This is a genomic window from Dehalococcoidia bacterium, from assembly GCA_030648205.1.
In the GTDB taxonomy this organism is placed as follows: domain Bacteria; phylum Chloroflexota; class Dehalococcoidia; order JAUSIH01; family JAUSIH01; genus JAUSIH01.
The window spans coordinates 30435-53774 of sequence record JAUSIH010000037.1 but is presented as its reverse complement, the minus strand read 5'-3'; the positions used below and the strand labels follow the sequence as shown (position 1 = coordinate 53774).

At 64.4% G+C, this 23340-nt stretch carries 23 protein-coding genes and 3 tRNA genes; 3 read left to right on the top strand and 23 right to left on the bottom strand.

Features of this window, described 5'->3' with window-relative positions; all coding sequences use genetic code 11:
- Positions 1-103 precede the first annotated feature (103 nt).
- From Q7T26_04280 to Q7T26_04270, 3 genes are all read left to right on the top strand, one after another.
- On the top strand, positions 104-898 hold the full coding sequence (locus Q7T26_04280) for a hypothetical protein (GenBank protein MDO8531373.1): 795 nt from the start codon (positions 104-106) through the stop codon (positions 896-898).
- A 36-nt stretch (positions 899-934) separates the two neighbouring features.
- Complete coding sequence (locus Q7T26_04275; protein ID MDO8531372.1) at positions 935-2569, top strand: hypothetical protein; 1635 nt, start codon at positions 935-937, stop codon at positions 2567-2569.
- A gap of 143 nt (positions 2570-2712) precedes the next feature.
- Positions 2713-3126, top strand: coding sequence for a hypothetical protein (locus Q7T26_04270; protein ID MDO8531371.1), 414 nt, complete (start codon positions 2713-2715; stop codon positions 3124-3126).
- A 26-nt stretch (positions 3127-3152) separates the two neighbouring features.
- Here the strand turns inward: Q7T26_04270 and Q7T26_04265 are convergent, their stop codons facing one another.
- The 23 genes from Q7T26_04265 to radA form a co-directional block, all read right to left on the bottom strand.
- Positions 3153-5975, bottom strand: a complete 2823-nt coding sequence (locus Q7T26_04265; GenBank protein MDO8531370.1) for a glycosyltransferase family 39 protein — start codon at positions 5973-5975, stop codon at positions 3153-3155.
- A 6-nt stretch (positions 5976-5981) separates the two neighbouring features.
- Positions 5982-6689 carry a DNA repair protein RadC gene (gene radC, locus Q7T26_04260; protein ID MDO8531369.1) on the bottom strand — a complete coding sequence of 236 codons (708 nt, stop codon included), beginning with the start codon at positions 6687-6689 and terminating at the stop codon, positions 5982-5984.
- A gap of 289 nt (positions 6690-6978) precedes the next feature.
- Positions 6979-7359 carry a 50S ribosomal protein L7/L12 gene (rplL, locus tag Q7T26_04255; protein ID MDO8531368.1) on the bottom strand — a complete coding sequence of 127 codons (381 nt, stop codon included), beginning with the start codon at positions 7357-7359 and terminating at the stop codon, positions 6979-6981.
- Between the two features lie 41 nt (positions 7360-7400).
- Entirely contained in the window at positions 7401-7982 is a 582-nt protein-coding gene (gene rplJ, locus Q7T26_04250) for a 50S ribosomal protein L10 (GenBank protein MDO8531367.1), read from the bottom strand.
- A 205-nt stretch (positions 7983-8187) separates the two neighbouring features.
- On the bottom strand, positions 8188-8901 hold the full coding sequence (gene rplA / locus Q7T26_04245; protein ID MDO8531366.1) for a 50S ribosomal protein L1: 714 nt from the start codon (positions 8899-8901) through the stop codon (positions 8188-8190).
- A gap of 77 nt (positions 8902-8978) precedes the next feature.
- Positions 8979-9401: a 50S ribosomal protein L11 gene (gene rplK / locus Q7T26_04240; protein ID MDO8531365.1), complete on the bottom strand. Its 423-nt coding sequence runs from the start codon at positions 9399-9401 to the stop codon at positions 8979-8981.
- Between the two features lie 76 nt (positions 9402-9477).
- Positions 9478-10077 carry a transcription termination/antitermination protein NusG gene (gene nusG / locus Q7T26_04235; protein ID MDO8531364.1) on the bottom strand — a complete coding sequence of 200 codons (600 nt, stop codon included), beginning with the start codon at positions 10075-10077 and terminating at the stop codon, positions 9478-9480.
- Positions 10078-10125: 48 nt separating this feature from the next.
- Positions 10126-10341, bottom strand: coding sequence for a preprotein translocase subunit SecE (gene secE / locus Q7T26_04230; protein ID MDO8531363.1), 216 nt, complete (start codon positions 10339-10341; stop codon positions 10126-10128).
- A 52-nt stretch (positions 10342-10393) separates the two neighbouring features.
- Positions 10394-10558, bottom strand: coding sequence for a 50S ribosomal protein L33 (gene rpmG / locus Q7T26_04225; protein MDO8531362.1), 165 nt, complete (start codon positions 10556-10558; stop codon positions 10394-10396).
- 26 nt (positions 10559-10584) lie between these two features.
- Positions 10585-11808 carry an elongation factor Tu gene (tuf, locus tag Q7T26_04220; GenBank protein ID MDO8531361.1) on the bottom strand — a complete coding sequence of 408 codons (1224 nt, stop codon included), beginning with the start codon at positions 11806-11808 and terminating at the stop codon, positions 10585-10587.
- A 23-nt stretch (positions 11809-11831) separates the two neighbouring features.
- Positions 11832-11907, bottom strand: a tRNA-Thr gene (locus Q7T26_04215).
- 39 nt (positions 11908-11946) lie between these two features.
- A tRNA-Tyr gene (locus Q7T26_04210) sits at positions 11947-12034 on the bottom strand.
- 85 nt (positions 12035-12119) lie between these two features.
- Positions 12120-12192, bottom strand: a tRNA-Thr gene (locus tag Q7T26_04205).
- Between the two features lie 534 nt (positions 12193-12726).
- Entirely contained in the window at positions 12727-13836 is a 1110-nt protein-coding gene (gene rlmN / locus Q7T26_04200) for a 23S rRNA (adenine(2503)-C(2))-methyltransferase RlmN (GenBank protein MDO8531360.1), read from the bottom strand.
- Positions 13837-14200: 364 nt separating this feature from the next.
- Positions 14201-14698, bottom strand: a complete 498-nt coding sequence (rnhA, locus tag Q7T26_04195; GenBank protein MDO8531359.1) for a ribonuclease HI — start codon at positions 14696-14698, stop codon at positions 14201-14203.
- Between the two features lie 1079 nt (positions 14699-15777).
- Complete coding sequence (locus Q7T26_04190; protein MDO8531358.1) at positions 15778-16923, bottom strand: NAD-dependent dehydratase; 1146 nt, start codon at positions 16921-16923, stop codon at positions 15778-15780.
- 291 nt (positions 16924-17214) lie between these two features.
- The gene (gene larC / locus Q7T26_04185) at positions 17215-18414 is read right to left on the bottom strand and encodes a nickel pincer cofactor biosynthesis protein LarC (protein MDO8531357.1); all 1200 of its coding nucleotides are present in this window, start codon (positions 18412-18414) and stop codon (positions 17215-17217) included.
- A gap of 22 nt (positions 18415-18436) precedes the next feature.
- Entirely contained in the window at positions 18437-18619 is a 183-nt protein-coding gene (locus tag Q7T26_04180) for a hypothetical protein (protein ID MDO8531356.1), read from the bottom strand.
- 74 nt (positions 18620-18693) lie between these two features.
- Positions 18694-18981 carry a hypothetical protein gene (locus Q7T26_04175; protein ID MDO8531355.1) on the bottom strand — a complete coding sequence of 96 codons (288 nt, stop codon included), beginning with the start codon at positions 18979-18981 and terminating at the stop codon, positions 18694-18696.
- A gap of 85 nt (positions 18982-19066) precedes the next feature.
- The gene (locus Q7T26_04170; GenBank protein ID MDO8531354.1) at positions 19067-20149 is read right to left on the bottom strand and encodes a hypothetical protein; all 1083 of its coding nucleotides are present in this window, start codon (positions 20147-20149) and stop codon (positions 19067-19069) included.
- Between the two features lie 97 nt (positions 20150-20246).
- Positions 20247-20669 carry a protease inhibitor I42 family protein gene (locus tag Q7T26_04165; protein MDO8531353.1) on the bottom strand — a complete coding sequence of 141 codons (423 nt, stop codon included), beginning with the start codon at positions 20667-20669 and terminating at the stop codon, positions 20247-20249.
- Positions 20666-21565 (bottom strand): ATP-dependent sacrificial sulfur transferase LarE, encoded by a 900-nt coding sequence (gene larE / locus Q7T26_04160; protein MDO8531352.1) that lies wholly within the window; start codon positions 21563-21565, stop codon positions 20666-20668. The genes Q7T26_04165 and larE overlap by 4 nt, the downstream gene beginning before the upstream one ends.
- A gap of 185 nt (positions 21566-21750) precedes the next feature.
- The gene (gene radA, locus Q7T26_04155; GenBank protein MDO8531351.1) at positions 21751-23181 is read right to left on the bottom strand and encodes a DNA repair protein RadA; all 1431 of its coding nucleotides are present in this window, start codon (positions 23179-23181) and stop codon (positions 21751-21753) included.
- Between the last annotated feature and the right edge of the window lie 159 nt (positions 23182-23340).

Here is a 23340-nt window from a genome sequence, read left to right as displayed (position 1 = left end):
CAGGCGGTAGCCAACGGAGGTGAGACCCGAAATATACAGCTTGTCTGGGTTGAAGCACCGACCATCATATGGACGAGACCACCCCACTGACAAAGGAGAACGCATGAAATTCGGCATACGGTTCAAGAAGTCGGCAGTGTTCGGACTGCTGGGCACGATCCTCATGCTGGCCTCGGCTTGCAGCGGCATCTCCCAGGCAGACCTGGACGCCGCGAAGGCGCAGGCGACGGCCCAGGAAAAGAAGGCAGCGGACCTGCAGAAGCAACTCGCCGCCAAGGACCAGGAGATTCAGGCGGCGCAGCAGAAGGCAGCCGCCGCGGCCAAGCAAGCCGGCAGCATGGCGCTCGTGTCGGCGGCGTTGGCCAAGCCGCGGACACCGGCGCCAACGCCCGTGCCCGGCGCCCCGACGCCACGACCACCACCCCCGCCACCACCCTCTCTCTACGAGCCCGTCCCGTTCGTTGTCTACGTGGAAGTGCTGACCTCCTCCCATGGCAATCTGAAGATCAATGCCGAAGACGTCATCCAGGGCAGCATCGCCTGTGTCGGCGCCACCGTGTTCAAGCGCGGGATGAACATAGTCTGGCGCTTCGAAGTGTTCGACACATCCACGGGGAAGCGCCTTACACCTCAGGATGGATCGACCGTCAAGCTGCGCATGCAGAACGGCGACGAAAAGACCGTGCGGTTCGGCCAGCGCGCCGGCGGGCGCCAGCCTGACGCCCCTTTCATGTGGGTGACCCAATGGGATGTCCCCCTCAACTATCCGCTGGGCGCCCTGACCTACGAGTTTGACATAGCCACCAAGGACGGGCGCAAGTACACATGGAAGCCCCCGTACCTGATCTTTCCTCAAGGCAGTCCCCCTGAGGACACGCGACTCCAGATCATTGAATAGCAACGGCCTGTACATCGAATGAAAGGGGGGAGGACGATGAAAAACCTTGCAACGTTCCCAAAGCGACATCTGCCGATGGCCGGATTCAATCTGGCCCTCTCTGGACTGATTGTGCTGGCGGCGGCCTGTACGCCGGGAGTTTCATCGGCCTCTCCCGCACCCCCGCGTTCCGCGCCGGTCGCCGCACCGGCCGCGGCCAAGCAGATGGAGCAGCCGCGCGCGCCGGAAGCGGTGGCGGCGGTCGCGCCTCGACAGCCAGCGCCCGCGGCGGCGCCAGCCGCCGCCGCTCTCCCAAAGCCGCTCAACGTGAATCCCGTCAAGGGCAGCGTGGGCCAGCCCTTCAGCATCAGCGCCGAGGGCCTGCCCGCCAGCAAAGAGGTGCAGTTCTTCTGGGCGACGGCGAGCGCACGCTATGACATGGAGCCCAGCCAGGAGACCATAGAGTTTTACGAAGCCAAGTGGACCGAGAAGCGCGTTCCTGTCGGCCGCGCCGTCACCGACGGACAAGGCAAGCTGAGCGCGAACCTTGTCGCCCCGGACGGCTACGGCGGCGTGCATGACGTGTACGGCGTGGTTGACGGACAGGATGTGACGCGGGGAGGCTTCCGCGTCCTGCCGGAGTTCACCGTCACCCCCACGCAAGGGCCCATAGGAACGCCTATCACCATCAAAGGCAAAGGGATCGGCTGGAGGCCGTACGAGAACACCTGGGTCCTCACCTACGATAACCAGTTCACCGGGTTCATTTCAACCGTCACCACGGGTGGACAGGCCACGGCGGCTATTCGCGCCAGCGGGCCGCCGGGAAAACACGTCATTGAACTCTGGCACGGCCACAAGAGCGTGCCCTACCTGAACTGGGAGCAGGCGCCAGTGGGTCATACCCCCACCTTCCAGTTCACGTTCACCGTCACGGAAGACCCAGGCGTGCCGGCCACCAGCCTGGACGGGCCGGAGCCGGGCGTGGTTAAGCTGAACTTCAGCGCGATACGTACCACCGCGAGTGAAACGCCCATAAACTCCGGAGCGCGGGCAACCATCACGCCCTCGACAGGGCCCGTTCTTTCCAACGCGACCCTGCGAGTCACGGGCCTGACGGCCAACACCCCCACCGAAGTCTTCTTCATGACGGCCAGAGGCAGTCGCGTGAGCGGCAGAGGCTGGGCGCTGGCGGAACTCTCGCTGGGGACAGCGAAATCGGACAATCAGGGTGCGCTGACTTTGGACTTCCAGGTCCCCGACGACCTCGGCGGGTGGCACACGCTCAAGGTCGTGCAGGGCGACAAGGTGGTCGCGGAGCCCTTCTTCTACGTCCAGCAGAGTCTTGTGGAGGTCACTCCCTCCCGCGTGAAGGTGGGAGAGATGTTCCAGGTCCACGTGAAGGGCATCGGATGGACGGAGCTTGACAACACCTTCACGCTCACGTACGACAACAGCTACATTGGCTACGCCTGCGGCTTCAACAGCAAAGGCGATGTGGTCATTAACATGCGGGCGACTGGCCAGCCGGGGACGCACTTGATTGACCTGTACCCCACCGTCTATCAGGGGCACGGGAAGCCCCCCTTCATGTACCAGACGCCGCAACTGACCGCGCTTCAGGACCATCCCAGCCTGGAGTATGGATATCAACTGCCCATCTTCCGGCTGGCGATAGAGGTGGTGCCGTAAGCCGCACGCCAGGGCGGCGACCCGCGAAAGAGGCATTGGATCGGCGCGTAGCTAGTACGAGTTGACGCCTGTGCAGCATGGCTGGCCTTTCGGTGGAAAGGTCAGCCATGCTAACCTTGTCGTTTAACGAGGGGGGCAACAAGATGCAGCTCTTCAAACAGCAGTTGACCATCAACAACCCCCTGGACTTCGAGTCCCCCGGCCTGACGGAATGGCAGCAACTGCGGTCGGTGCACAGCTACCTTTCGTCCCTCGCCGTCGGCTCCACGAGCCCGTCCGCGCGCCAGGAGATCGCGTTCGCCCAAGCGGAGTGCGCCGAGCTTCTGAGCCGCTGGGCGCGACGTGAAGCCGTCTCCCACGACGCGGTGCATCGTCAGATTGAGCGGGCCAGGCGCGTTGCCAGGCACCACGAGGGGCTGGCCAACCGCGCGCTCCGCCGCTACTGGTGGGCTTTCGCCATCCTTCTGCTCGTCGCGCTCTTCTCCCTCGGCCACAGTCAATACGAACCCGACTGGAGCGTGGGGCCCATCGGCGCCATCCCCTGGAGTTCGACCTAAAGACCGACGGAGGGCCGGCCTATCCTCTAGCCAGGCGGCGGGCAGGCTGAGCCCGACACCGGACCGCCCGACGCGGCCGGCTGCAGCGCGGTGGAGGGGATAACCTGCATCTGGCCGCCTGGCGGCGCCCACCGAAGCTCCACTCCGGACACCTCGCTGTCGCGCCATACAAACGCGATCTCCACAGCATGCCGGCCCGCATCAAGGCTCAGCGACGGCGCGGCGAAGGTCATCCCCGGCAGGTCGCGGGAGGCTTGCGCCTGGATGACCTCGTTGCCGTCAACGCACAGCCTTGCCGTCCCGCCCAGCAGCGTCATCTCAAGACGATAAGCTCCCGCCTGCGGCGTCAGGAGAGCGCCCTGCCAGCGGACGCGGTAGGGCGTCGGCAGCGGGTGCGGCGCCCAGAACGCGGAGACCACGGGGTCTATGGCTTGGAAGGACTGCGAGTCCGACTCGTAGGTGCCCAGGAGTCCACCCGGCCTTTCAACAGGACGCAGAAACGCGGCGGGCACAGGCTCCTCCACGTTGTCCGGCCGCAGCCACGAGAGGATGGGCGGAGGCCGCGCGGGGTCAAGGGTGGCGACAGCCTCCAGGCGGTGCCATCCGCGCGCCATGGGGATGGCCGTTCGGGTCTTCAGCGCCGCCAGCGTCTCCACACCGTCAACGGCAAGGACGAGGATGTGGCCCGGTGGCTGTGAGAAGGTGTAGACTCCGGAGATGGGCGCGTAGAGCGCCCCCGCCCACCGTGCGAAGCGCACTGTGGACGGCGGGCCGCCGTCGCCCCAGCCCAGCGCCAGAGTCGCGTCAGGCCGCGCGGACGGCTGGGGAGGCGACAGACCTTCCTGGTATATGGACAGCAGCCCCTGCGAGCTGACCATGACCTGCGACGTCACGTAGTAGGTGACGACCGAGTATGGCCGCACGGAGGGAAACGGCGAATCGTACCAGGTGGCCGTGCCGCCCGCGTACAGCCGCTGCAGCTCGACGGCCAGCGCGCGTGTGCTGTAGGGCGTGGCGATGACAAAGGCCACGTCGCGCCCCGGGGCATCCTTGCCGGGCGCCACGTCGCGCAGGTCCTGCACCCTGCGGCCCTCCGGACGGCCCGCCAGCCAGGTGTAGTCCTGAATGGGATGGAACCACTCCAGGTCGGACATCAGGTACACATAGGGCCTGCCGGGGAGCGCCCGCACGCCGTTCGCAGTCGCCACGCGCGGCCCCATGAACTCCATGAGCGTTACCGGGTTCCGGGCCTGGCCCCAGAAGAATGTGTAGATGCCGGACACGGCGGCGCCAACCAGCAGGACGCCCAGGACCGTGGCGCTTGCCGCATGGACAAGCCGGGGCCGCCACGCGACCCCCGCCAGTGCGCGGCCCGCGTCCAGGAGCGCCTGCCCGCCGACCAGCAGCAGGATGGGAAAGACACCGAAGATGCGACGGCCTATGGGGTCCTGCGACAGGAGGCCTCCTCCCGCGAGCGTACCCGCGATGAGCAGAAGCAGCAGGACGTTGCCCTCGCGACGCCACCGGACGAGCGCATAGCCCACGCCCGCCAGGGCCAGCGCCGCTGTAACGGGGTCCAGCAACGGCGCGTTCTGCAGGTTCTCCACGGCCCAGCGCTCGCCCCGCTGCATGAGCAGCGACAGGATCCCCTGGGCGTTCCGCCACAGAAGGTCCGGGACCGTAAGGTTCTGACGCGCCGCGTCGGCGGCGATGTTCTGGATGACCACGTGCCGCTCGAAGAACCAGTACGGCTCGCGGATGACGTTGGAGATGTACGGCGCGGCGAAGACGCCGAAGGTGAGGGCGAAGACGCCCAGATTCACCAGGTTCCCCTTCAGCGCCCGCCTGTCAGCGATGGCCAGCCACACCAGGTACAGCACAACGGCGATGATGACGACGCGGAACGTGACGTACCCCTTGACGCCCTCGGACAGCGCCCATCCGGCGAGGGCGAAGTACGCCGGCTGCCGTGTCCGCAATCCCAGGATGAGGCCGAGGACGGCCAGGACTTCAAACAGCGACACGTGCATCCAGTTGTACAACAGTCGGCTGTTGTTGACATACCACCGTTCGACGGCCAGAAGGAAGGTCACCGCCAGCGCGGGCCAGACGCCTAGCAAGACGCGCGCCAGCAGGTAGAACGCGGGCAGCAGGGCCACGCCCACCACCACGTGCACCAGACGCAGGGTGAGCACGTCGTCCCCGAAAACGCGGGCGGCGTAGCCCGCGATGTAGTAGTACGAGATCGGATGGATGGGCTGCGGCCTGAAGCCGGGATCCAATGCGATGAGCGACGCGGACGCACCTGTCAGCCCTTCGTCCTGGGCCAGCCCGCCCGGCGGCGGGTACTCGCCGATGCGGTACAAGCGCAGAAAAGCGCCGAAGACGACGATGGCGGCGATCACCGCGACTTCCCGCCAGTTCGCGCGCAGCCAGCGGCCCGCGCCGGCCCACGAGAATCCCAGCCACAGAGCGAACCCCACAACGCCCGCCGCCATGCCCGCGGCCATCAGCACCATGGCCCGGTCGAAGTACATGCTCGGAGCGCGGCGCGCGTCCACGATCACAAGGATGGACGAGACAACCAGCACGAGAGCGCTGAAGCTCAGCAGCGCCATAGCCGCTGCTCCCGGCCGCCCCGCTCGCGCCGCGACCGCGGGGGAAGCCTCCGGACGACGGCGGGTCACGCCTCGGGTGGCCCACACCAGCAGGGCAACCCCGACGATGTACGGAGGAACGGCAAAGATGGCAGGCGACATGGTGCGGACCAGCTCCTCCACCGCGAAGAGGAGGGCCAGCGCAACGCCGATGGCTACAATGGTCAGGCGCGAGGACGTGGCCGGATGCATCACTGCCTACTCAAACCCCAGCTTCTTCTCGCGGAGGCTGACAAAGCTGTTGCCCGCGATGATCAGGTGGTCCAGCACCTCAATGTCCAGCAGTTTTCCCGCGTCCACCAGTCTTCGAGTCATTTGCACGTCCTCCTGCGAGGGCGTGGGGTCGCCCGACGGGTGGTTGTGCGCCACGATGATGGCGGGACAATTCTCGCGGATGGCGTCGCGGAAGACCTCGCCGGGACGCACCATTGACGAGTTGACGTTGCCTTTGTACACCTCCGAGACGCCGATCACCCGGTTCTTGGTGTTCAGCAGGAGGACGCGCAGGTGCTCCTGGGCCAGAAGCCCCATCTCCGCCTGAAGAAGGTTGGCGGCGTCCGCCGGGCTGCGCACCACGGCGCGCTCCTCCGGATGCAGCGCCAGCAGTCGTTTCCCCAACTCGAAGCCTGCCATGAGCTGCGCGGCTTTCGCCTCGCCCACACCGTGCGTCGCGCACATCTCGCGGAGCGAGGCGCGGGCGAGTCCCGCCAGCCCGCCGAACTGCGACAGCAGGCGCGAGCCGAGGGCCAGCGCGCTCTCGGAGGGAGTGCCCGTGCGGAGCAGGATCGCCAGAAGCTCCGCGGCGGAGAGGGCGTTGGGGCCGGCGTCCCGCAGACGCTCGCGGGGCCGCTCGGAGGCAGGCAGGTCTCGGATACGGAGGGTGTAGTCGAGGGCATGTGTGTCCACGGGCGCCTCCTGCCGGGAGTCATCGGTCCGTCAGCAAAAGCTTAGCGGAGGGTACGGCGAAAGGCAAGCGTCATAGGGGAGGAAACGCCGCCGGAGAAAGATGACCTTTTAGGCGTCATTCGCCGCGTCTCAGGGGCCAACAAAAGCAATGCGACGTGTTGTGGGAGTAGGGCCACCGACGGGTGCGCTGGCGCGCCCCGCAAGGCGGGGTACAGGGGATGAACGGCAACAGAAGGAGGAGGCCCTTCCGCCGGGGTCTCCTCCTTCTGTATGCAGGGGCCAGATGTGCTTACTTGACTTCGACGACGGCGCCGGCAGCTTCCAACTTGGACTTGACCTGGGCCGCCTCGTCCTTGGTGATGCCCTCTTTAACGGGCTTGGGCGCGGCCTCCACCAGGTCCTTGGCTTCCTTGAGGCCCAGTGTGGTCACCTCGCGGACGGCCTTGATGACGTTGATCTTATTTGCGCCGATCTCCTTGAGGATGACTGTGAACTCGGTCTTCTCCTCCGCCTTGGCGGCTGCGGGGGCGCCTGCTGCCGCGGGTGCGGCGGCCGCGGCGACGGGCGCGGCGGCGCTGACGCCGAATGCCTTCTCCAGGTCCTTGACCAGCTCCGCCAGATCCATAGCGGGAAGCTCCTTAATGGCTTGCACCAGTTCTTCTCTGCTCAGGGCCATGACAATTCCTCCTTTAGTACGCGCTTATGCGCGCTCTAGCTAATTTGACCAGCAGGGGCGGCAGGAGCAGCCGAAGCCGCCACCTGCTTCTGCAACTGCTCGGCGTGGCGATGCAGGACCGTCACCAAGCCACGGGACGGGCCGTTCAGCACGGACACCAGACGGACCAGCGGCGCCTGGATCTGACCCAGGAGTATGGCCACAAGCTGGGCCCGGGGCGGCAGGGCGGCCAGTACCTTCAGATCGTCAAGGCTGAGCACGCGCCTGTCAAGAAGCGCCCCCCGAAGCGACAGGGGCGTCTTCTCCGCCTGCCCGTACTCGCACACCGCCTTGGCTATCTCCGCCGGGTCCCCGTAGCCGAACACGATGGCCGTCGTGTTCTGTACCACCTTCATCAGGTCGGGACGGCCCGCCTTCTCCGCGGCGATGCGGGTGAGGGTGTTCTTGACCACCCGCACCTCAATCTTCTGCCCCCGCATCTTGCGCCGCATGGCCGTCATGGCGCCACCCTTAACGCCTTTGAAGTCCACGCCGACGGCGATCGTGCAGCGCCCTATCCTGTCCTGGAGCTGCTCGACTGCCTTGACCTTCTTTTCCGGGATCTTTTTTGCCGGCATAACACCTCCGTTCCAACAAAAATCCCCGCGGCCGCAGACGGGAGCGCAGGGACGTGCAACACACCCCTTGCAGGGGGGCTGCTCTCATGCGCCTCGGCGAGCGGGCTGGCGCCCTTCAGGCCCTTACGGCCACTCGCGGTCTACGGCTCGCTGTATGTTCTTGTGCGCGCCAGGTACGCGGCCCTGTGGTGGGCCGCCGCGCCTCCTACTCCACCTTCTTCGTCAGCATGCCTGCCACGTCCAGCTTGACGCTCGGCCCCATGGTGGTCTTAAGAAACACCGTGCGAATGTACTGGCCCTTGGCGCCGGCGGGCCGCGCCTTGTTGACCGCGTCCACCAGCGCAGCGACGTTGTCCGCCAGCTTTTGAGAATCGAAGCTCGCCTTGCCCACGGGCACATGGATGATGCCCGTCTTGTCCAGGCGGAACTCCACACGGCCTTTACGGGCCTCGACGATGGCCTTGGCGACGTCCTTTGCCTGGACTACCGTGCCGGACTTCGGGTTGGGCATCAGGCCCTTGCGGCCCAGCACCTTGCCCAGCTTGCCCACCTTGCCCATGATGTCGGGAGTCGCCATCGCCACGTCGAACTCCACCCAGCCGCCGTCCACCTTCGCAATCAGCTCATCCCCGCCCACAAAGTCGGCGCCCGCATCCTGGGCAGCCTTGGCGGTGTCGCCCACCGCGAAGACGAGCACCCGCACCGTCTTGCCCAGCCCGTGAGGCAGCGTGGCCACGCCCCGGACCTGCTGGTCCGCCTGGCGCGAGTCCACGCCCATGCGCATGTGCACCTCTACCGTTTCGTCGAACTTTGCGAAGGCCGCCTTTTTGGCGACGTCAATAGCCTCTTGCGGCGCATAGGCCTTGGCCCTGTCCACCTGCTTGGCCGCTTCTTGAAACTTTTTGCCGTGTATTGCCATTGGTGTTCTCCTCAGCGACGGCTGTCCGTCTCCCTCGGCCCGTCCCGGCTTCGCCGGCGGCGAGGTGTGTGTCCTGACTAGACGATGTCTATGCCCATGCTGCGGGCCGTGCCCTCGACAATCCGCATGGCGGCGTCCACGTCCGAAGCGTTCAGGTCCTTCATCTTGGCCTGGGCGATCTCGCGGATCTTGGAGCGCGGCAGCTTGCCCACCTTTAACCTGTTGGGCGTGCCCGAGCCCTTTTCCACGCCCAGCGCCTTCTTCAGCAGGTCGCTGGCGGGCGGCGTCTTCGTGACGAACGTGAACGACCGGTCTTCGAAGACGGTGATCTCGACAGGCACAATCGAGCCGGCGTACTGGGCCGTCCGCTCGTTATAGTCCTTGCAGAAGGCCATGATGTTGACGCCGTGCTGGCCCAGGGCAGGGCCGACAGGCGGCGCCGGCGTGGCCTTGCCCGCCGTAATCTGGAGCTTGACGATTGTCTTGACTTTTTTAGCCATAATGCTTCACTCACAAAATAAGGCCAGGGGCGCGACCCCCGGCCGGTGCTCCGGGTCCATACCAGAAGCCTTCCGCTTACTGCTTCTCCACCTGGAAGTAGTCCATTTCCACCGGGGTCTCCCGACCGAAGAAGGAGACCAGCACCCGTACCTTGCCCTTGTCCGGGAAGACCTGGTCCACGGTGCCGATGAAGTCCACGAACGGCCCTTCCTTGATGCGCACCGTCTGGCCCTTGGAGATCCCCACCTTGATTTTGGGTATCTTCTCCTGAATCCGCTTCAGGATGCCCTGGGCCTCATCGTCGCTGAGCGGGATGGGCACGTCCCGGTCCTTCTCGTCCTTGGCGCTGACGAAGCCGGTCACGCCGGGGGTGTTGCGCACCACAAACCAACTCTTCTCGTCCATGACCATCTTGACGAGAATGTAGCCGGGATAAACGCGCACCTTGCGCTCGCGCCGCTGGCCATCCCGCAGCTCGACGATGGACTCCTCCGGGACCACGACCTCAAATATCCTGTCCTTGACGTCCATGGTCTCAATGCGCTGCGTGAGGTTGCGCCGGACGCGCTCCTCGTAGCCGGAGTACGTATGGACAACAAACCACTTGGCCTCGGTGTCCGCGGCCTGGGCCGTAGTCGTCTGTTGCGCCTTTTGCTGGGTTTCCGTCATGGTCATGGATGCCTTAACCCGCTGCGTGGCCGAGGCTGTTTCCGCCGGCCCCGCCTACGCGCCGCCAATCAGTATCCGGTCTACCACAACTGTGAAGATGTAGTCAACGACGCCCAGGGCCAGGCCCACCGCCACGGAGACGATGATGACCATCATGCTCATGCGCATCGCATCCTGCCGGGTGGGCCAGACCACTCGCTTCAGCTCGGCGATGATATCCTGGAAGAAGCGCACGCCGGGCAGGTTGAGCTTGGGGCGCTCTCCACCCACCGCCGGCTTCTTGGCCAGCTTCGCCTCTTTGTCCCTTGCCGCGGCTTCCAGGTTAGCGGACCTCCTTGTGAGGACGATACCCACCACACCTGGAGCAGAACTTGTTCCGCTCCAGGCGGCCGGTATCGTTGCGCTTGTTCTTGGACGTGCTGTAATTGCGCTCCTTACAGTCGTTGCACGCCATGTCTATGGTGATGCGGTCGCCTTTTTTGGCCATACGCTATTGCGGCTTCGCGCCGTCTCCTATTCCGTGATCTTGGTGACTACGCCCGAGCCCACCGTCCGGCCGCCCTCGCGGATGGCGAAGCGCAGTCCGGCCTCCATGGCCACGGGCGAGATGAGCCTGATGGTCATGCGGATGTTGTCACCGGGCATGCACATCTCCACTCCCTCGGGCAGGGCGATGTCCCCGGTCACGTCGGTGGTCCGGATGTAGAGCTGCGGCTTGTAGCCGGTGAAGAAGGGAGTATGACGGCCTCCCTCCTCCTTGGTCAGCACGTAAACCTCACTCTCCGCCTTGGTGTGCGGCTTGATGGAGCCGGGCTTGGCCAACACCATGCCGCGCCATATCTCCTCGCGCTCAATGCCGCGCAGGAGCAGGCCCACGGCGTCGCCGGGCTCGGCGCTGTCCAGCGTCTTGTGGAACATCTCCACACCCGTCACGATCACCTTGCGGTTCTTGGCGGCGCCCCCGGCGTCCTCGAAGCCGACAATCTCGATTTCGTCGCCCACCTTCACGGTGCCGCGTTCCACGCGACCGGTGACCACGGTGCCGCGTCCCTTGATGCCGAAGACGTCCTCAACGGGCATCAGGAAGGGCTTGTCCGTGGGGCGCATCGGGACCGGGATATTCGCGTCCACGGCGTCCATGAGCTTCCAGATGGCGCCGCACCACTGGCACTCGCGCTTGCCGCAGCCGCACTCCAGTACCTTCAGCGCGCTCACGCGGACGACGGGGAGATCGTCACCCGGGAAGTTGTACTTCTTCAGTAGGTCGCGGACCTCAAGTTCCACCAGGTCCACAAGCTCCTGGTCCTCGGCCAGGTCCATCTTGTTCAGGGCCACGACAATGTACGGCACCTGCACCTGACGAGCGAGAAGCACGTGCTCGCGCGTCTGCGGCATGGGGCCGTCGGGCGCGCTCACGACGAGGATGCCGCCGTCCATCTGCGCGGCGCCGGTGAGCATATTCTTAATGTAGTCAGCATGGCCGGGGCAGTCCACGTGCGCGTAGTGACGCTTTTCCGTCTCGTACTCCGTGTGCGAGATGGCGACCGTCAGGATCTTGCCCGCGGCCCGGACGACACCGCCCTTGGCAATGTCCGCGTAGGCGCGCTCCTTCGCCAGGCCCTTGGTCGACAGGACCTTGGTGATGGCCGCCGTCAGCGTTGTCTTGCCATGGTCAATGTGACCGATGGTGCCGATGTTGACGTGCGGTTTGGTCCTTTCGAACTTCTGCTTTGCCATGCTACAACTTCCTCCTGCCTAAATGGAGCCCTCAACCAGATTCGAACTGGTGACCCCGGTCTTACCAAGACCGTGCTCTACCGGCTGAGCTATGAGGGCCCGACTCTGTGCCTGGGATTACCTCTTCCGCTTCTTCTATGGTGGAGGGGGTAGGATTCGAACCTACGCAGCCCGTCAGGGCGGCAGGTTTACAGCCTGCTGGTATTAACCACTCACCCACCCCTCCGTATGAGGGTCTAGTTTACCACACGATTTGCGTCTCTGCCAGCGGGCGCACAGCTTTGCTCAGACCCCCTCCCGATAGTGAGAAAAGCCCGAGAGGGGATTCGAACCCGCTAACCTGCCGATTACAAATCGGCTGCGCTGCCATTGCGCCACTCGGGCAAGGACGCGCTTTCATGTGCGGCGATTTACACAAATAACAAGTATAGGAGCAAGCCAAGACGATGTCAAGCGAAACGACGAGAATCCCGGTCGGCCCCGCTGGTGAGGTTTCTTCCTAGTGTGGTGTCCCCGAAGTTTGTCACAATGTCATTGCGAGGCCAGACGAAGGAGGGCCGTGGCAATCTGGCGGCCGGGTCCATCCCTCTTCCCGATAGCTTCGTTGTCCTTCCGCGGAAGGACTCCTCGCAATGACAATTTCGTACGCGTATTTCAGGGACAGGACACTAGTGTAGTGCTTCCAACGCTTCGTTACGGAAGGGGTGCGTCTGGAATCTCCGGCACGAGGGAGCCAGAGGGGGCAGAGCCCCCTTTGACGGGGGCACTGGGGGTCACCCCCAGTATCCCTCATTCCCCTTCCTCGGAGAAGGAAAGGGGAACTGAAGGGGATGGTTCCCTGGGTCAAAGACCAGGAACCATGCAAAGGCGATCAACGTTGCAGAGTCTCGCAGGTAACGAGATTGCGAAAGCACTACACTAGCGCGCGCCCGCCTTCTCGCGGCCTCTCTCCACCGCGGTCTTGAGCTGGCCGCAGCCCGCCTGGATGTCCACGCCCTTCTCAAAGCGGACGGTTGAGCGGATGCCCCACTTGCGGAGCTCTTCCCCGAAGGCATTGACGCGAGCCGGAGGCGAGCCGCGCATGTCAGAGCCGGGGACGGGGTTCATGGGCAGCATGTTCACGTGGCAGGTCATGCCGTACAGCTTGCGCCCCAGCTCATGGGCGTGCTCTATGCCGTCGTTCAGGTCGCGGATCATGAGGTACTCGAAGAAGACGCGACGGTGGGTGGCGTCCACGTACTCGCGGCAGGCTTTCAGCAGTTCGTCAACGGGGTAGCGCTTGTTGATGGGCATGATGCGCGAGCGGATCTCGTCGTTCGGCGCGTGCAGGGAGACGGCGAGGTTGACCTGCACCTTCTCCTTGATGAGACGCTGGATGCCGGGCACGATGCCGACCGTCGAGATGGTGATGTGCCGCGCGCCCAGGGCGTAGCCGTCCTTGTCGTTGAGGATGTGGACGGACTTCCACGTCCCGTCCAGGTTGGCGAACGGCTCGCCCATGCCCATGAAGACGACATTCGTGACGGGCTGCTCCTCCTTCGCCAGACCCTCCTGGCGCAGCTCCCGCGCGAACGCGATGACCTGCTCCACGATTTCGCCGGCGGAGAGGTCGCGCGCAAGGCCCATCTGGCCGGTGGCGCAGAAGGAGCACGCAAGCGCGCAGCCCACCTGCGTGGAGACGCAGACCGTGCGCCGCCACGCGCCGCCCTTCTTGGGCAGGTAGAGCATCAGCACCGTCTCGATGGTGTGGCCGTCGCGGAGGCGGAAGAGCGCCTTGCGCGTCGTGCCGTCCTTCGACTCCTGCACCACGACGCGCTTGAGGCTGCGCAGCGGCAGTTCCTCCACGAAGCGCTGGCGCAGCGGCGCGGGCAGATCGGTCATCTCGTCGTAGGACGCGGCGAAGCGACGATAGACCCAGTGGTAGAGCTGCTTTGCGCGGAAGGTCTTTTCGCCCATGCCGCGCAGCCGCTCGGTCAGCTCGTCCAGCGTTAGGTCAAAGAATGTAGAAGGGAGAGATGATGAAGGCATGAACGTATTGTACTACACAGCCGTGCACTCATCCGCGGACGCAGCGCCCCCCGTCCGTCATTGCGAGCGGAGCGAAGCAATCTGGCGGAGACGCGGCGCCCCCGGTTCGCTGATTGCGAGCGCAGCGCGGCAATCAGCCATGCCCTATTGGGGTGCCACGGGAGATGAAAACATGGCCACCAACCCGTCATTCCGGACTTGATCCGGAATCCATGCCCGTGGCTTTCCTTGATTCCCGCGAACGCGGGAATGACGAAGAGGCCATTCTCACGGCAATGCGGCGGGGACGGGACGCACCCCCACTTCCAGATTGCCACGTCCCGATTGCATCGGGACTCGCAATGACGCCGCTTTTTCAAAGGGGCTATCTGCGCGCAGGGCCTCCGGCGGTCTTTTCGTACTCGATGTCCGGCGGCAGGCCGGGCTTTTGCGCCCCTTGCATGGAAAGCCGGTCGGCGCGCTCGTTGCCGTCAATGCCCGCGTGGCCCCTGACCCACTTGAACTCGACGTCATGCCGCTCGCACTGCTGGAGCAGGCGCTCCCACAGGTCAGGATTGATGGCCCTTTCGTCCTTGTTCCGCATCCAGCCGTTTAAGCGCCACTTCCGCGCCCAGCCTTTGGACATGGCGTTGACGACGTACTGCGAGTCGCTGTAGAGCGTCACGCGGCAGCGGGAGCGCAGCGCGTCCAGCGCGACGATGGCGGCCATGATCTCCATGCGATTGTTCGTGGTGAGGCGGTACCCACCCGATATGTGCTGCCGCCTGTCCCCGTTGATGAGCAGCGCGCCGTAGCCGCCCGGGCCCGGGTTGCCCAGGCAGGCGCCGTCCGTGTAGATGATGACGTGTGTCAGGTCGTCCATGTCCCGTGCGCCTCGGTCGTCAAACAAAATAGCCAACCGCTCTATGGTAGCGGCTGGCTATCCGAAGCGCAATGAGGCGATGGACGGGCTGTCGTGAGACTATCGCTCATTCCGATGGCGCGGGCGCGCGGCCAGCTCGGGAAGGGTCGGGGTAAGAAGGGCGAACGACACGCGTTATGTACCATACCTGGAACACAAATGTGTTAGTATGGCGGCGTGCGGATATTGCTTTTTGCAAAACAAATCCTTGTCTTCTGGGCGGACTGCCTCAAGTGGTCTTTTTGGCGGTGGGAAAAGAGCGAGTCACTTCTGAGCAACTGGCTGACCGTTTTGGCGTGGGCGCTAGGATTGGTCGGTGCTTATGGTGTGAAGGGGATACTTGAAGGCAACACCATGTTATTTGGCTTGGTATTGCCTGTGGCAATCATTGCGTTTGTAATCGCGCCCGCAATACGATGGCAAAATGAGCATTCTCGCGTAACGCTACTAACACAAAAACGCTTGACAATCTCTTGGGCAGAACCTTACGTAGACCCAAATAGGGTTCACTTTCTGCGCTTGAAGGTCGAAAACCCAAGCGCTCTACCTATCGCCGATTGTTATGGAACACTGATCAGCATCACAATGTTGATAGACACTCCACAAGGGTTACTACCGGTGGGGCCACAAGACCCGGAGTTGCCAACTGGCGCCTTTCCACCGGAGGGTCATCGATACCCGTGGTCATGGACCGATCGTAGCCCCATAGATACAACTATTTCAGGGAATAACGGGTGTGAGTATCTGTATGTAGCTGCAGACGTTCCACATCCTACTAACTGGCTTACGCCAACTGAAACTGGCCTAGCTTATCCAAGGGTTCGAGTCGGCACTTTTGAAGCGGTAATTGAGGTTGGCTCATTCACTGCTGAATTCAGAGCGACGCGTGTGAGGATTAGGTTTGATACGGACCCGAGCCATCTGATGCCCCTAAGTATAGAATCCGCTGGTTGAGTGTGTTTGAGCAAAAGAATGGAGCGAAACCTGCTGTTCGAGGGTCCGCTCCATTCAGAGTATCTAGGTCATAGGCTTTTCTGCTTCTACTTCGGCTTCTCGCCTCTGCCGGTGGCCCAGTGGTCGGGCCGCGTCCACGGCTCGTTCGGCTTCTTCGGGTGGCGGTACATGTGCGCCGGCGGCAGCACCGGGTAGTCCACCCGCGGGAACATGTTCCGCCAGTCCTTCCACGCCCGAATGAGCTGGTCCTCCTTCGCGTAGTCGAAGGGGTCGCCGAGCTGTATTTCCGCCTCGCCGCCCGGCTCCGGACGGTTCTTCACCAGCCAGTCCACGGTGCGGCGCATCGCCTCGTCGGCGGCGACGACGTCCCTGTACCCCAGGTCAGCCCGTATCTTCTGCAGGTTGCGGATGCGGTGCCCGCGCGCGTTGCGCCAGAGCACGTGACACGGGACCGCCAGGTCGAAGGGCATGTCCACGAACTCGAACTTGTGGCCCATGTAGTTCGCGATGGCCTCGATGCGCTGGCGCATGGTGAAGATATTGTCGTCCGCCATCCCGTACTTCTTGCCCGCCGAGATGTCCGGCTTGTCCACGGCCAGCAACAGCGCGTGCGCCGCGTTCTCCACGTAGGCGCGGCTCTCCAGCTTGATGCCGCCGTCCGCGATGATGAAGTGCGGGCGCTTGTCGAGCACGCGGCGGATGATGGACCACTCGTGCGGGCCGGGCTGCCGCGGGCCGTAGACGATGGGGAAGCCCATGTACGTCGCGTTGTAGTGGCCCTCCTTGTGCGCCTGGAGCAGCGCCGCCTGCGCCTCCGCCATCTGATAGCCGAACTTGTTGCGGTTCGGATTGTCCTCGATGATGGTGTTGTCCTCCGACACGTAGGCGGGCATGCCGAACGGCCCCCAGCGCGGGTCGTCCGGCTGCGCCGCGGTGCCGGTCGCGCCGCCCAGCGCGATGAGCCGGCCCGTATGCCCCTTGAGCACGTCAACGGCCAGCCGCAGCCGCCCGTAGGCGAAGATGACGATGTCCCACGTGCGCGTGCCGAGCGCCGCCTCGAACGTCTCCTTGAAGTGCGGGTCGTTGTGGATGTGCTCGACCGGCCTCTTGAACTCGACCTCGTGGAAGCCGCCGTGGAAGATCGTGACCGTGTAGCCGCGGTCCATCAGTCCGTTCACAACGAACGGCCCCGTGGGGCCGGTGCCGCCGATGACCAGCGCCGTCTTCGACATCTCTTTCTCCGTTCAGCCCGTTGCGCCGGGCAGCGTGTTCAGGATACCACCCTCACCCTCTGCGTCTCCCTCTCCCTGACAGGGAGAGGGAGATAGGGAAATGAATCTACTGTCCTGTCCCCGAAATACGTTCCCTATTCCATGTCATACCGGCGGAAGCCGGTATCCAGAGAAGCACAAGGGAACGCTGGATTCCGGCTTTCGCCGGAAAGACGGCAAGTGCCCAAGGGCGTTTCCTCGAACAACTTCTCATGCATGAATTAGTATGCGTACTTCAGAGACAGGACACACCTATGCCCTTTTGTCGCCGCCCTTGAGCAGCTTCGCCTCCGCCTCCCGCTGCACGCGCCGCAGCACATCCACGAGCGGCATCCCCTTCTCCCGCGCGATGCGCCGGCACACATCATACTCCGGCGTCGCGCCCACCGCCTTGCCCTCGATGCGCTTCACCTTGACCGGCACCTCGCCGAGGCTCGTCTTGAGCGTGACGCTCTCGCGCTGCGCCTCGTGGCGGCGCACGTCGCGCACGCGCACGCCCAGCGTCGTCGTCTCGCGCAGCAGCAGACCGACGAGCGCGCCTTCGAGGTCGGGCGTCGCGAGCACGCTCACCATCGTCGCGGGCCGCCCCTTCTTCATCTGGATGGGCGTGTACCACGCGTCGCGCGCGCCCGCCTCCAGCAGCCGCTCCATCAGGTGGCCGTAGATGCGCGGGTCCATGTCGTCAATGTTCGTCTCCAGCAGCGCCAGCGGCGTCTCCCCTGCGCTCTCGACAGGCTGGCCGAGCCACACGGCGAGCACGTTGGGACGCTCAGGCGTGTCGCGCCCGCCCGCGCCGTAGCCGACGCGCTCCAGCCGCATGGCGGGCCGCCGGAACTCAGCGAGGGTGGTCAGGATGGCCGCGCCCGTGGGCGTGACCGTCTCGCCCATCGTGCCGTCGTCGGGCCGAAGGGGGGCCTTCGCGCGCGCGGCCAGCTCCAGCGTGGCAGGCGCGGGCAGAGGCAGCGGGCCGTCGTCAGAGCGGATGAGGCCGTGGCCGAGCGGCAGCGGCGAGGCGTACACCTGGTCCACGCCCAGCAGGTGCAGGCCCAGGCACGCGCCGACCACGTCCACGACGGTGTCCACCGCGCCCAGCTCGTGGAAGTGGACCTGCTCGACGGGCACGTCGTGGACTTTGGCCTCGACCTCCGCCAGGCGACGGAAGATGGCCGCCGCCTGCTCGCGGACGCGCGTCGGCAGCTTGCCCGCGCGGACGATGGCGAGCAGGTCGGCGAGGGTGCGCGGCTGCTTGGAGCGGCGTGTGATGCGGACGCGGACGCGCGTGGCGGAGAGAGCGCCGCGCCGCACGCGCTCCGCCTCCAGGCGGTAGCCGCGCACGGGCAGAGTGCGAAGCGCCGACTCCAGCGCCGCCATGTCCAGCCCGGCGTCCGCCAGCGCGCCGAGCGTCATATCGCCGCTCGCGCCGCCTATCAGGTCAAAGTACGCAATGGTCATGGGACGGCCTCTCAATTAAGCGTCAGGCCAAATAATAGCCCGCTCGTGGTGAGCCTGTCGAATCCATGAGCGGACCGACGTTTCCTGTCATTCCGAGCACAGCCGTCGTCGGCCCGACGCCAAGCTCACGCGCCTCCTTGCGCAGGGCCTCCCACACGTCCGCGGACAGGCGCACGGGAATCACCTTGTCCAGCGGCTTCTTCACCTAGACGGTGACGATCGTGTCAGTTGTGTGCCAAGTAATTGTTGTATTGCTCTAATCCGTTGTCGCAAAATGGCTTAGCTTTTCTTGCTATTTTTGAGTGTCTGGTAAAGTTTGTTGGCTCCGCTGGCCATGTCTATTTGAAAATGGGCCTTGATTTCTCGATTGAAATAAACTACTACAAAGCCTGTGCCGCCAATACCCAAAAAGATATACTTGATTGCTCCAGGCAGACCGAAAAGGCTTTCGACGAGAGTGCCGGCGACATAGATACTAATTAGGACAATGGTCGGAATTGCCATAAAGTGAAGGACAAGGTTTTCGGACGTGTGCGCATTGCCGCGTTTGGACTTTCCTTTCGGCATGACTGCTATCCTCCTTTACAACTGCTGCCAACTTCTAAAGCAATCGAGCTGTCGCCCTCAATGTGGTTGACTCTAAGCTGTCTTTTTACCTACGGACACCTATCAGGTAAATAGTCCAATCTCCTCCTTGCGACTGGATGTCCAGATGCCCTAACCCAGGGCCATCCGGACATGTGGCTGTAAAGTTAACCCTCTCACCGGTTTGATAGGAGACTTTCGGACCAGCCACCCGGCGGTTGCCATTGATCTCGGTACTTTCAAAGCTCCATTCCTTTTGCAACGGCTCGAATCTTACCCCTAAGAAGTAAAAGGGAGGCCCACCTGCAAACTCTATAGATTGCTGCATATTGCCTTGAGTACTACTCCATGTTCTCAGGACACCTAAACTACCCACAGGAGGTACCGCTGGACATACACCATAATAGCCAGATAACGAATCGTTGACAGCCTTGGAGAGCACGCTCTGGCCGCCAGAGGTCACTAAATGAACTGTCCAAGCTAAGTTTTGGGACTGGATTTCAAGTGCGTATGGACGTGGGACACCGGCGCCCATCGTACACCATTCCTGCGAATCGGTCAGCACCGTAGGTGCTGTGCTGCTGACTCTTAGGGACTGTTTCTTGCCACTGGAGCCTGTGTCAAGGACGCTATCAAAACGCCAGCCCGAGGAGGATGGATTGGCAATGAGCACAAGAAAATAAGTGCCGAACTGTGGTGGAATGATGACCGTAGAATTCCCAGTGCCTGACCAGGTTTTCGCGACTCCAAGCTTGTCTCGCGGAGGATCTACACATCCCGCGTAGAAGTCGTTATAAAACTGCTCATAAACGTCCCGTGGAAGTTCGGACCTCAATTTGATCGCATCCGGTGTAACGGTAGCTAAAGCAACAGGTGGTTGCGCCGCATAGCTATCTGAAGTTGGGAAAGCAAGCGCCTTTGATGCGGATGAAATATCAGTGGACGGGGAAAGACTTTGCAGGAACTGAGTGACTCGTGTTAGTTGTTGGTCAGGCTTGATAGTGGGTACCAGTAGAGCAACAGTGCCGATAACGGCTGCTACTGCCCCAAGGATCAACATTACAGTAACAGTCTGCCTAAATTTCCGCTTCTTGTTCCAGCGTTGATATTCGAGTGCACGGTGTTCTTCAAGCTCGTTTCGATACTTCATTGCTCTGTAATCTCACTCCCTCATTCAACTCCCGCCCCTGTACCCCCGTGAGTCAAACCTCGACGCAAGTGTAGCCGAACGAGCGCAGCGCCTCCCCTTACCTCACGCTCACCGCATACGTCTGCGTCTTCGCGGGCGGCATATCCTTCTCCCACGGCCGCATGTACGCCAGCCGCAACGCCGCCGCGCCCGCGCCCGCCGCGCGGAACGTCCAGCGCTCCTCGCCGCCCTGGCCGGGAATGCCGACGCCCCGCGCAACATACTCCGAGCCGACCAGCGTCACCACCGCCGCGTTCGGCTGCTCCGCCAGCGCCCAGCCATAGCCCGTCGTGCGATTGGACTCAAGCACAATCACGAACGTCTCGCCTACGCGCGCCTCGATGCGGCTGTCCGACGCCGTGTATTCGGGCGGCTTCGTCGGCGCGTGGACGATTGACGACACGCTCAGCCGCGCGACCAGCACCGCCAGAGTCACGGCGGTCACGACAAGGACGATGGCTAGCTTATGATGTCGCCTCACGGGCCGCTCCTCCGTCCCAACGCCTCGTTCAGGCTGCCACTGCGAAACCCTCTCGGGTCCACTTCCACGCGCGCGTAGCCGAACGACCGCAGCCGCTCCTTCACCTGCGCGCGCACGTCCTCCCGCGCCAGCAGCGCCATGCCCGCCGCGTCCGCCTCAATGCGGGCGAGGTCGCCGTGGTGGCGCACGCGCGCCTCGCGGATACCCAGGCTATGCAGATAGGCCTCGGCGCGGCCCACCATCGTCAGCGCCTCGACGGTGACGCGCGTCCAGTACGGCAGCCGCGATGCCAGGCACGGCGAGGCGGGCTTGTCCCACGTAGGTAGGCCGCGACGCCGCGACAGCTCCCGCACCTCCGCCTTGGAGACGCCCGCCTCCACCAGCGGGCTGCGCACGCGGTGCTCCGCCGCCGCATCCAGGCCGGGGCGGTAGTCGCCCAGGTCGTCGGTATTCGTGCCGTTCACGACCCACGCGAAGCCCCGCGCGCGGGCGATGGGCGACAGCTTCGTGTACAGCTCCGTCTTGCAGAAGTAGCAGCGGCGCGCGTCGTTCCGGACGAAGTTCGCGTCCTCCATCTGCAGCGTATCGAGGGCGATGTGCCGGACGCCGATGCGCACGGCAAGCTCCTTCGCCTCCGCCAGCTCCACGTCCGTAATCTGCGGCGACACGGCGGTCACGGCGAGCGCCCGGTCGCCGAGCGCGTCGCAGGCAACAGCGGCGACAAAGGTGCTGTCCACGCCGCCCGAATACGCGACGACGACCGAACCCATCTCGCGGAGCAGGGCGTGCAGGGCCTCCAGCTTCTGGTCGAGAGCCCTCTCCGACAGCCCATGTGCGGGGAGTCCAGAGGGGTTGTCCCCCTCTGGCGGGGGTCTGGGGGACACCCCCAGATTCATTTCTCTCCCCCTCTCCTGGGGAGAGGGGGACACAGGGGGTGAGGGATTCTGGCCCAACGGTGCAGGCGCAAGCTCATGGTTCGACAGGCTCACCATGAGCGGGGCAATCTTCCGCTCGTCCTGAGCTTGTCGAAGGACGGGCCCGTCGAAGGGGAAAGAAGACGCAGTATGCGGAGACGTAGCGGTCATGACTTGTCCTCAAACACCAGGTCATCTTCCGCATCCCGTTCGTCCGGCTTCGCCGCGAGCGGCATAGCCAATCGCACCGCCTCCCGCAGCGTAGCGGCGGGCAACAACTCCAGCCCCTCCGGCGGCGCCGCGGGCATGGCGGCGCTCGGCAGCAGGCACGCGCGGAACCCCAGGCTGGCCGCCTCCGCCAGACGCCGGTCCGTCTGGCTCACGGGGCGCAGCTCGCCGCTCAGCCCGACCTCGCCCACGACCACCATCTTGTCGCGCACGGGCACGTTGCGGAAGCTGGACACGATGGCCAGCGCAATGCCCAGGTCGGCGGCGGGCTCGTCAATGCGCAGGCCGCCCACCACGTTAACGATGACATCCTGGTTCCCCAGCGGGACGCGCAGCCGCCGGCCCAGCACCGCCGTCATAAGGTGCAGCCGGTTCAGGTCCACGCCGTTGGCCGTGCGCCGCGGCGTGCCGAACTGCGACGGCGATGTCAGCGCCTGCACCTCCGCCAGCAGGGGCCGCGTGCCCTCCAGCGTCGGCACGATGGCCACGCCCGGAGCGGGCGCAGCGTGCGGCGAAAGGAACGCCAGCGACGGGTTCGCCACCTCGCGCATGCCCCTGTCCGTCATCTCGAAGACGCCCACCTCGTTCGTGGAGCCGAAGCGGTTCTTGACCCCGCGCAGAATGCGGTAGGCGCCGAAGGACTCCCCCTCCAGGTACAGCACCGCGTCCACCATGTGCTCCAGCACGCGCGGCCCGGCGATGGCCCCCTCCTTGGTCACGTGGCCGGTGATGAAGACGGGCGTGCCGCGCGCCTTGGCCCACTGCATGAGCCGCAGGGCGCACTCCCGCACCTGCGCCACGCTTCCCGCCGCGCCCGCCACGTCCTCCGCCCACACCGTCTGAATGGAGTCCACAATGCCCAGAGCGGGCTTCATGGCGTCCATGTGGCGCAGGACAGCCTCCAGCGACGTCTCGGCGCACAGGAACAGGCCCTTGCCGGAGATGCCCAGACGCTCGGCGCGCAGGCGTATCTGCTGGGCCGACTCCTCGCCGGAGACGTAGAGCACCGGTCCCAGGGCCTCCACCGCGGACGCCGCCACCTGCAGCAGCAGGGTGGACTTGCCGATGCCGGGGTCGCCGCCTACCAGGACCAGCGAGCCGGGCACGATGCCACCGCCCAGGACGCGGTCCACCTCGCCGATATGCACGGGCAGGCGCGCGCGGGCCGCGGGGGCCAGCGTAGCCAGCTCCTGCGGCGCCGCCTCCGCGGACGAGAGCCAGGAGCGGGCGCCAGAGGTCGCGGGCCCGGCGGCGGGCGCTTCCACCATTGTGTTCCAGTGGCCGCACGCGGGACAGGAACCCGCCCACTTGGGGCTTTCCGCTCCGCACTCCTTGCAGAAAAAGGACATCCGTGAACGCTGGCGCGGCATCAGTCTTATCTCCGGCCACATTATAGCAGAGCTATAGCGGGCCACCCGCCGGAAACACAGATGGGGAAGCGTTGCGCTTCCCCATCCGCTGGAACGTCCGTCTTCCGTCTGCTGGCAGCCTAGACCGTCCAAAAGGCCGGGCGCCTACCCTGCGGCACA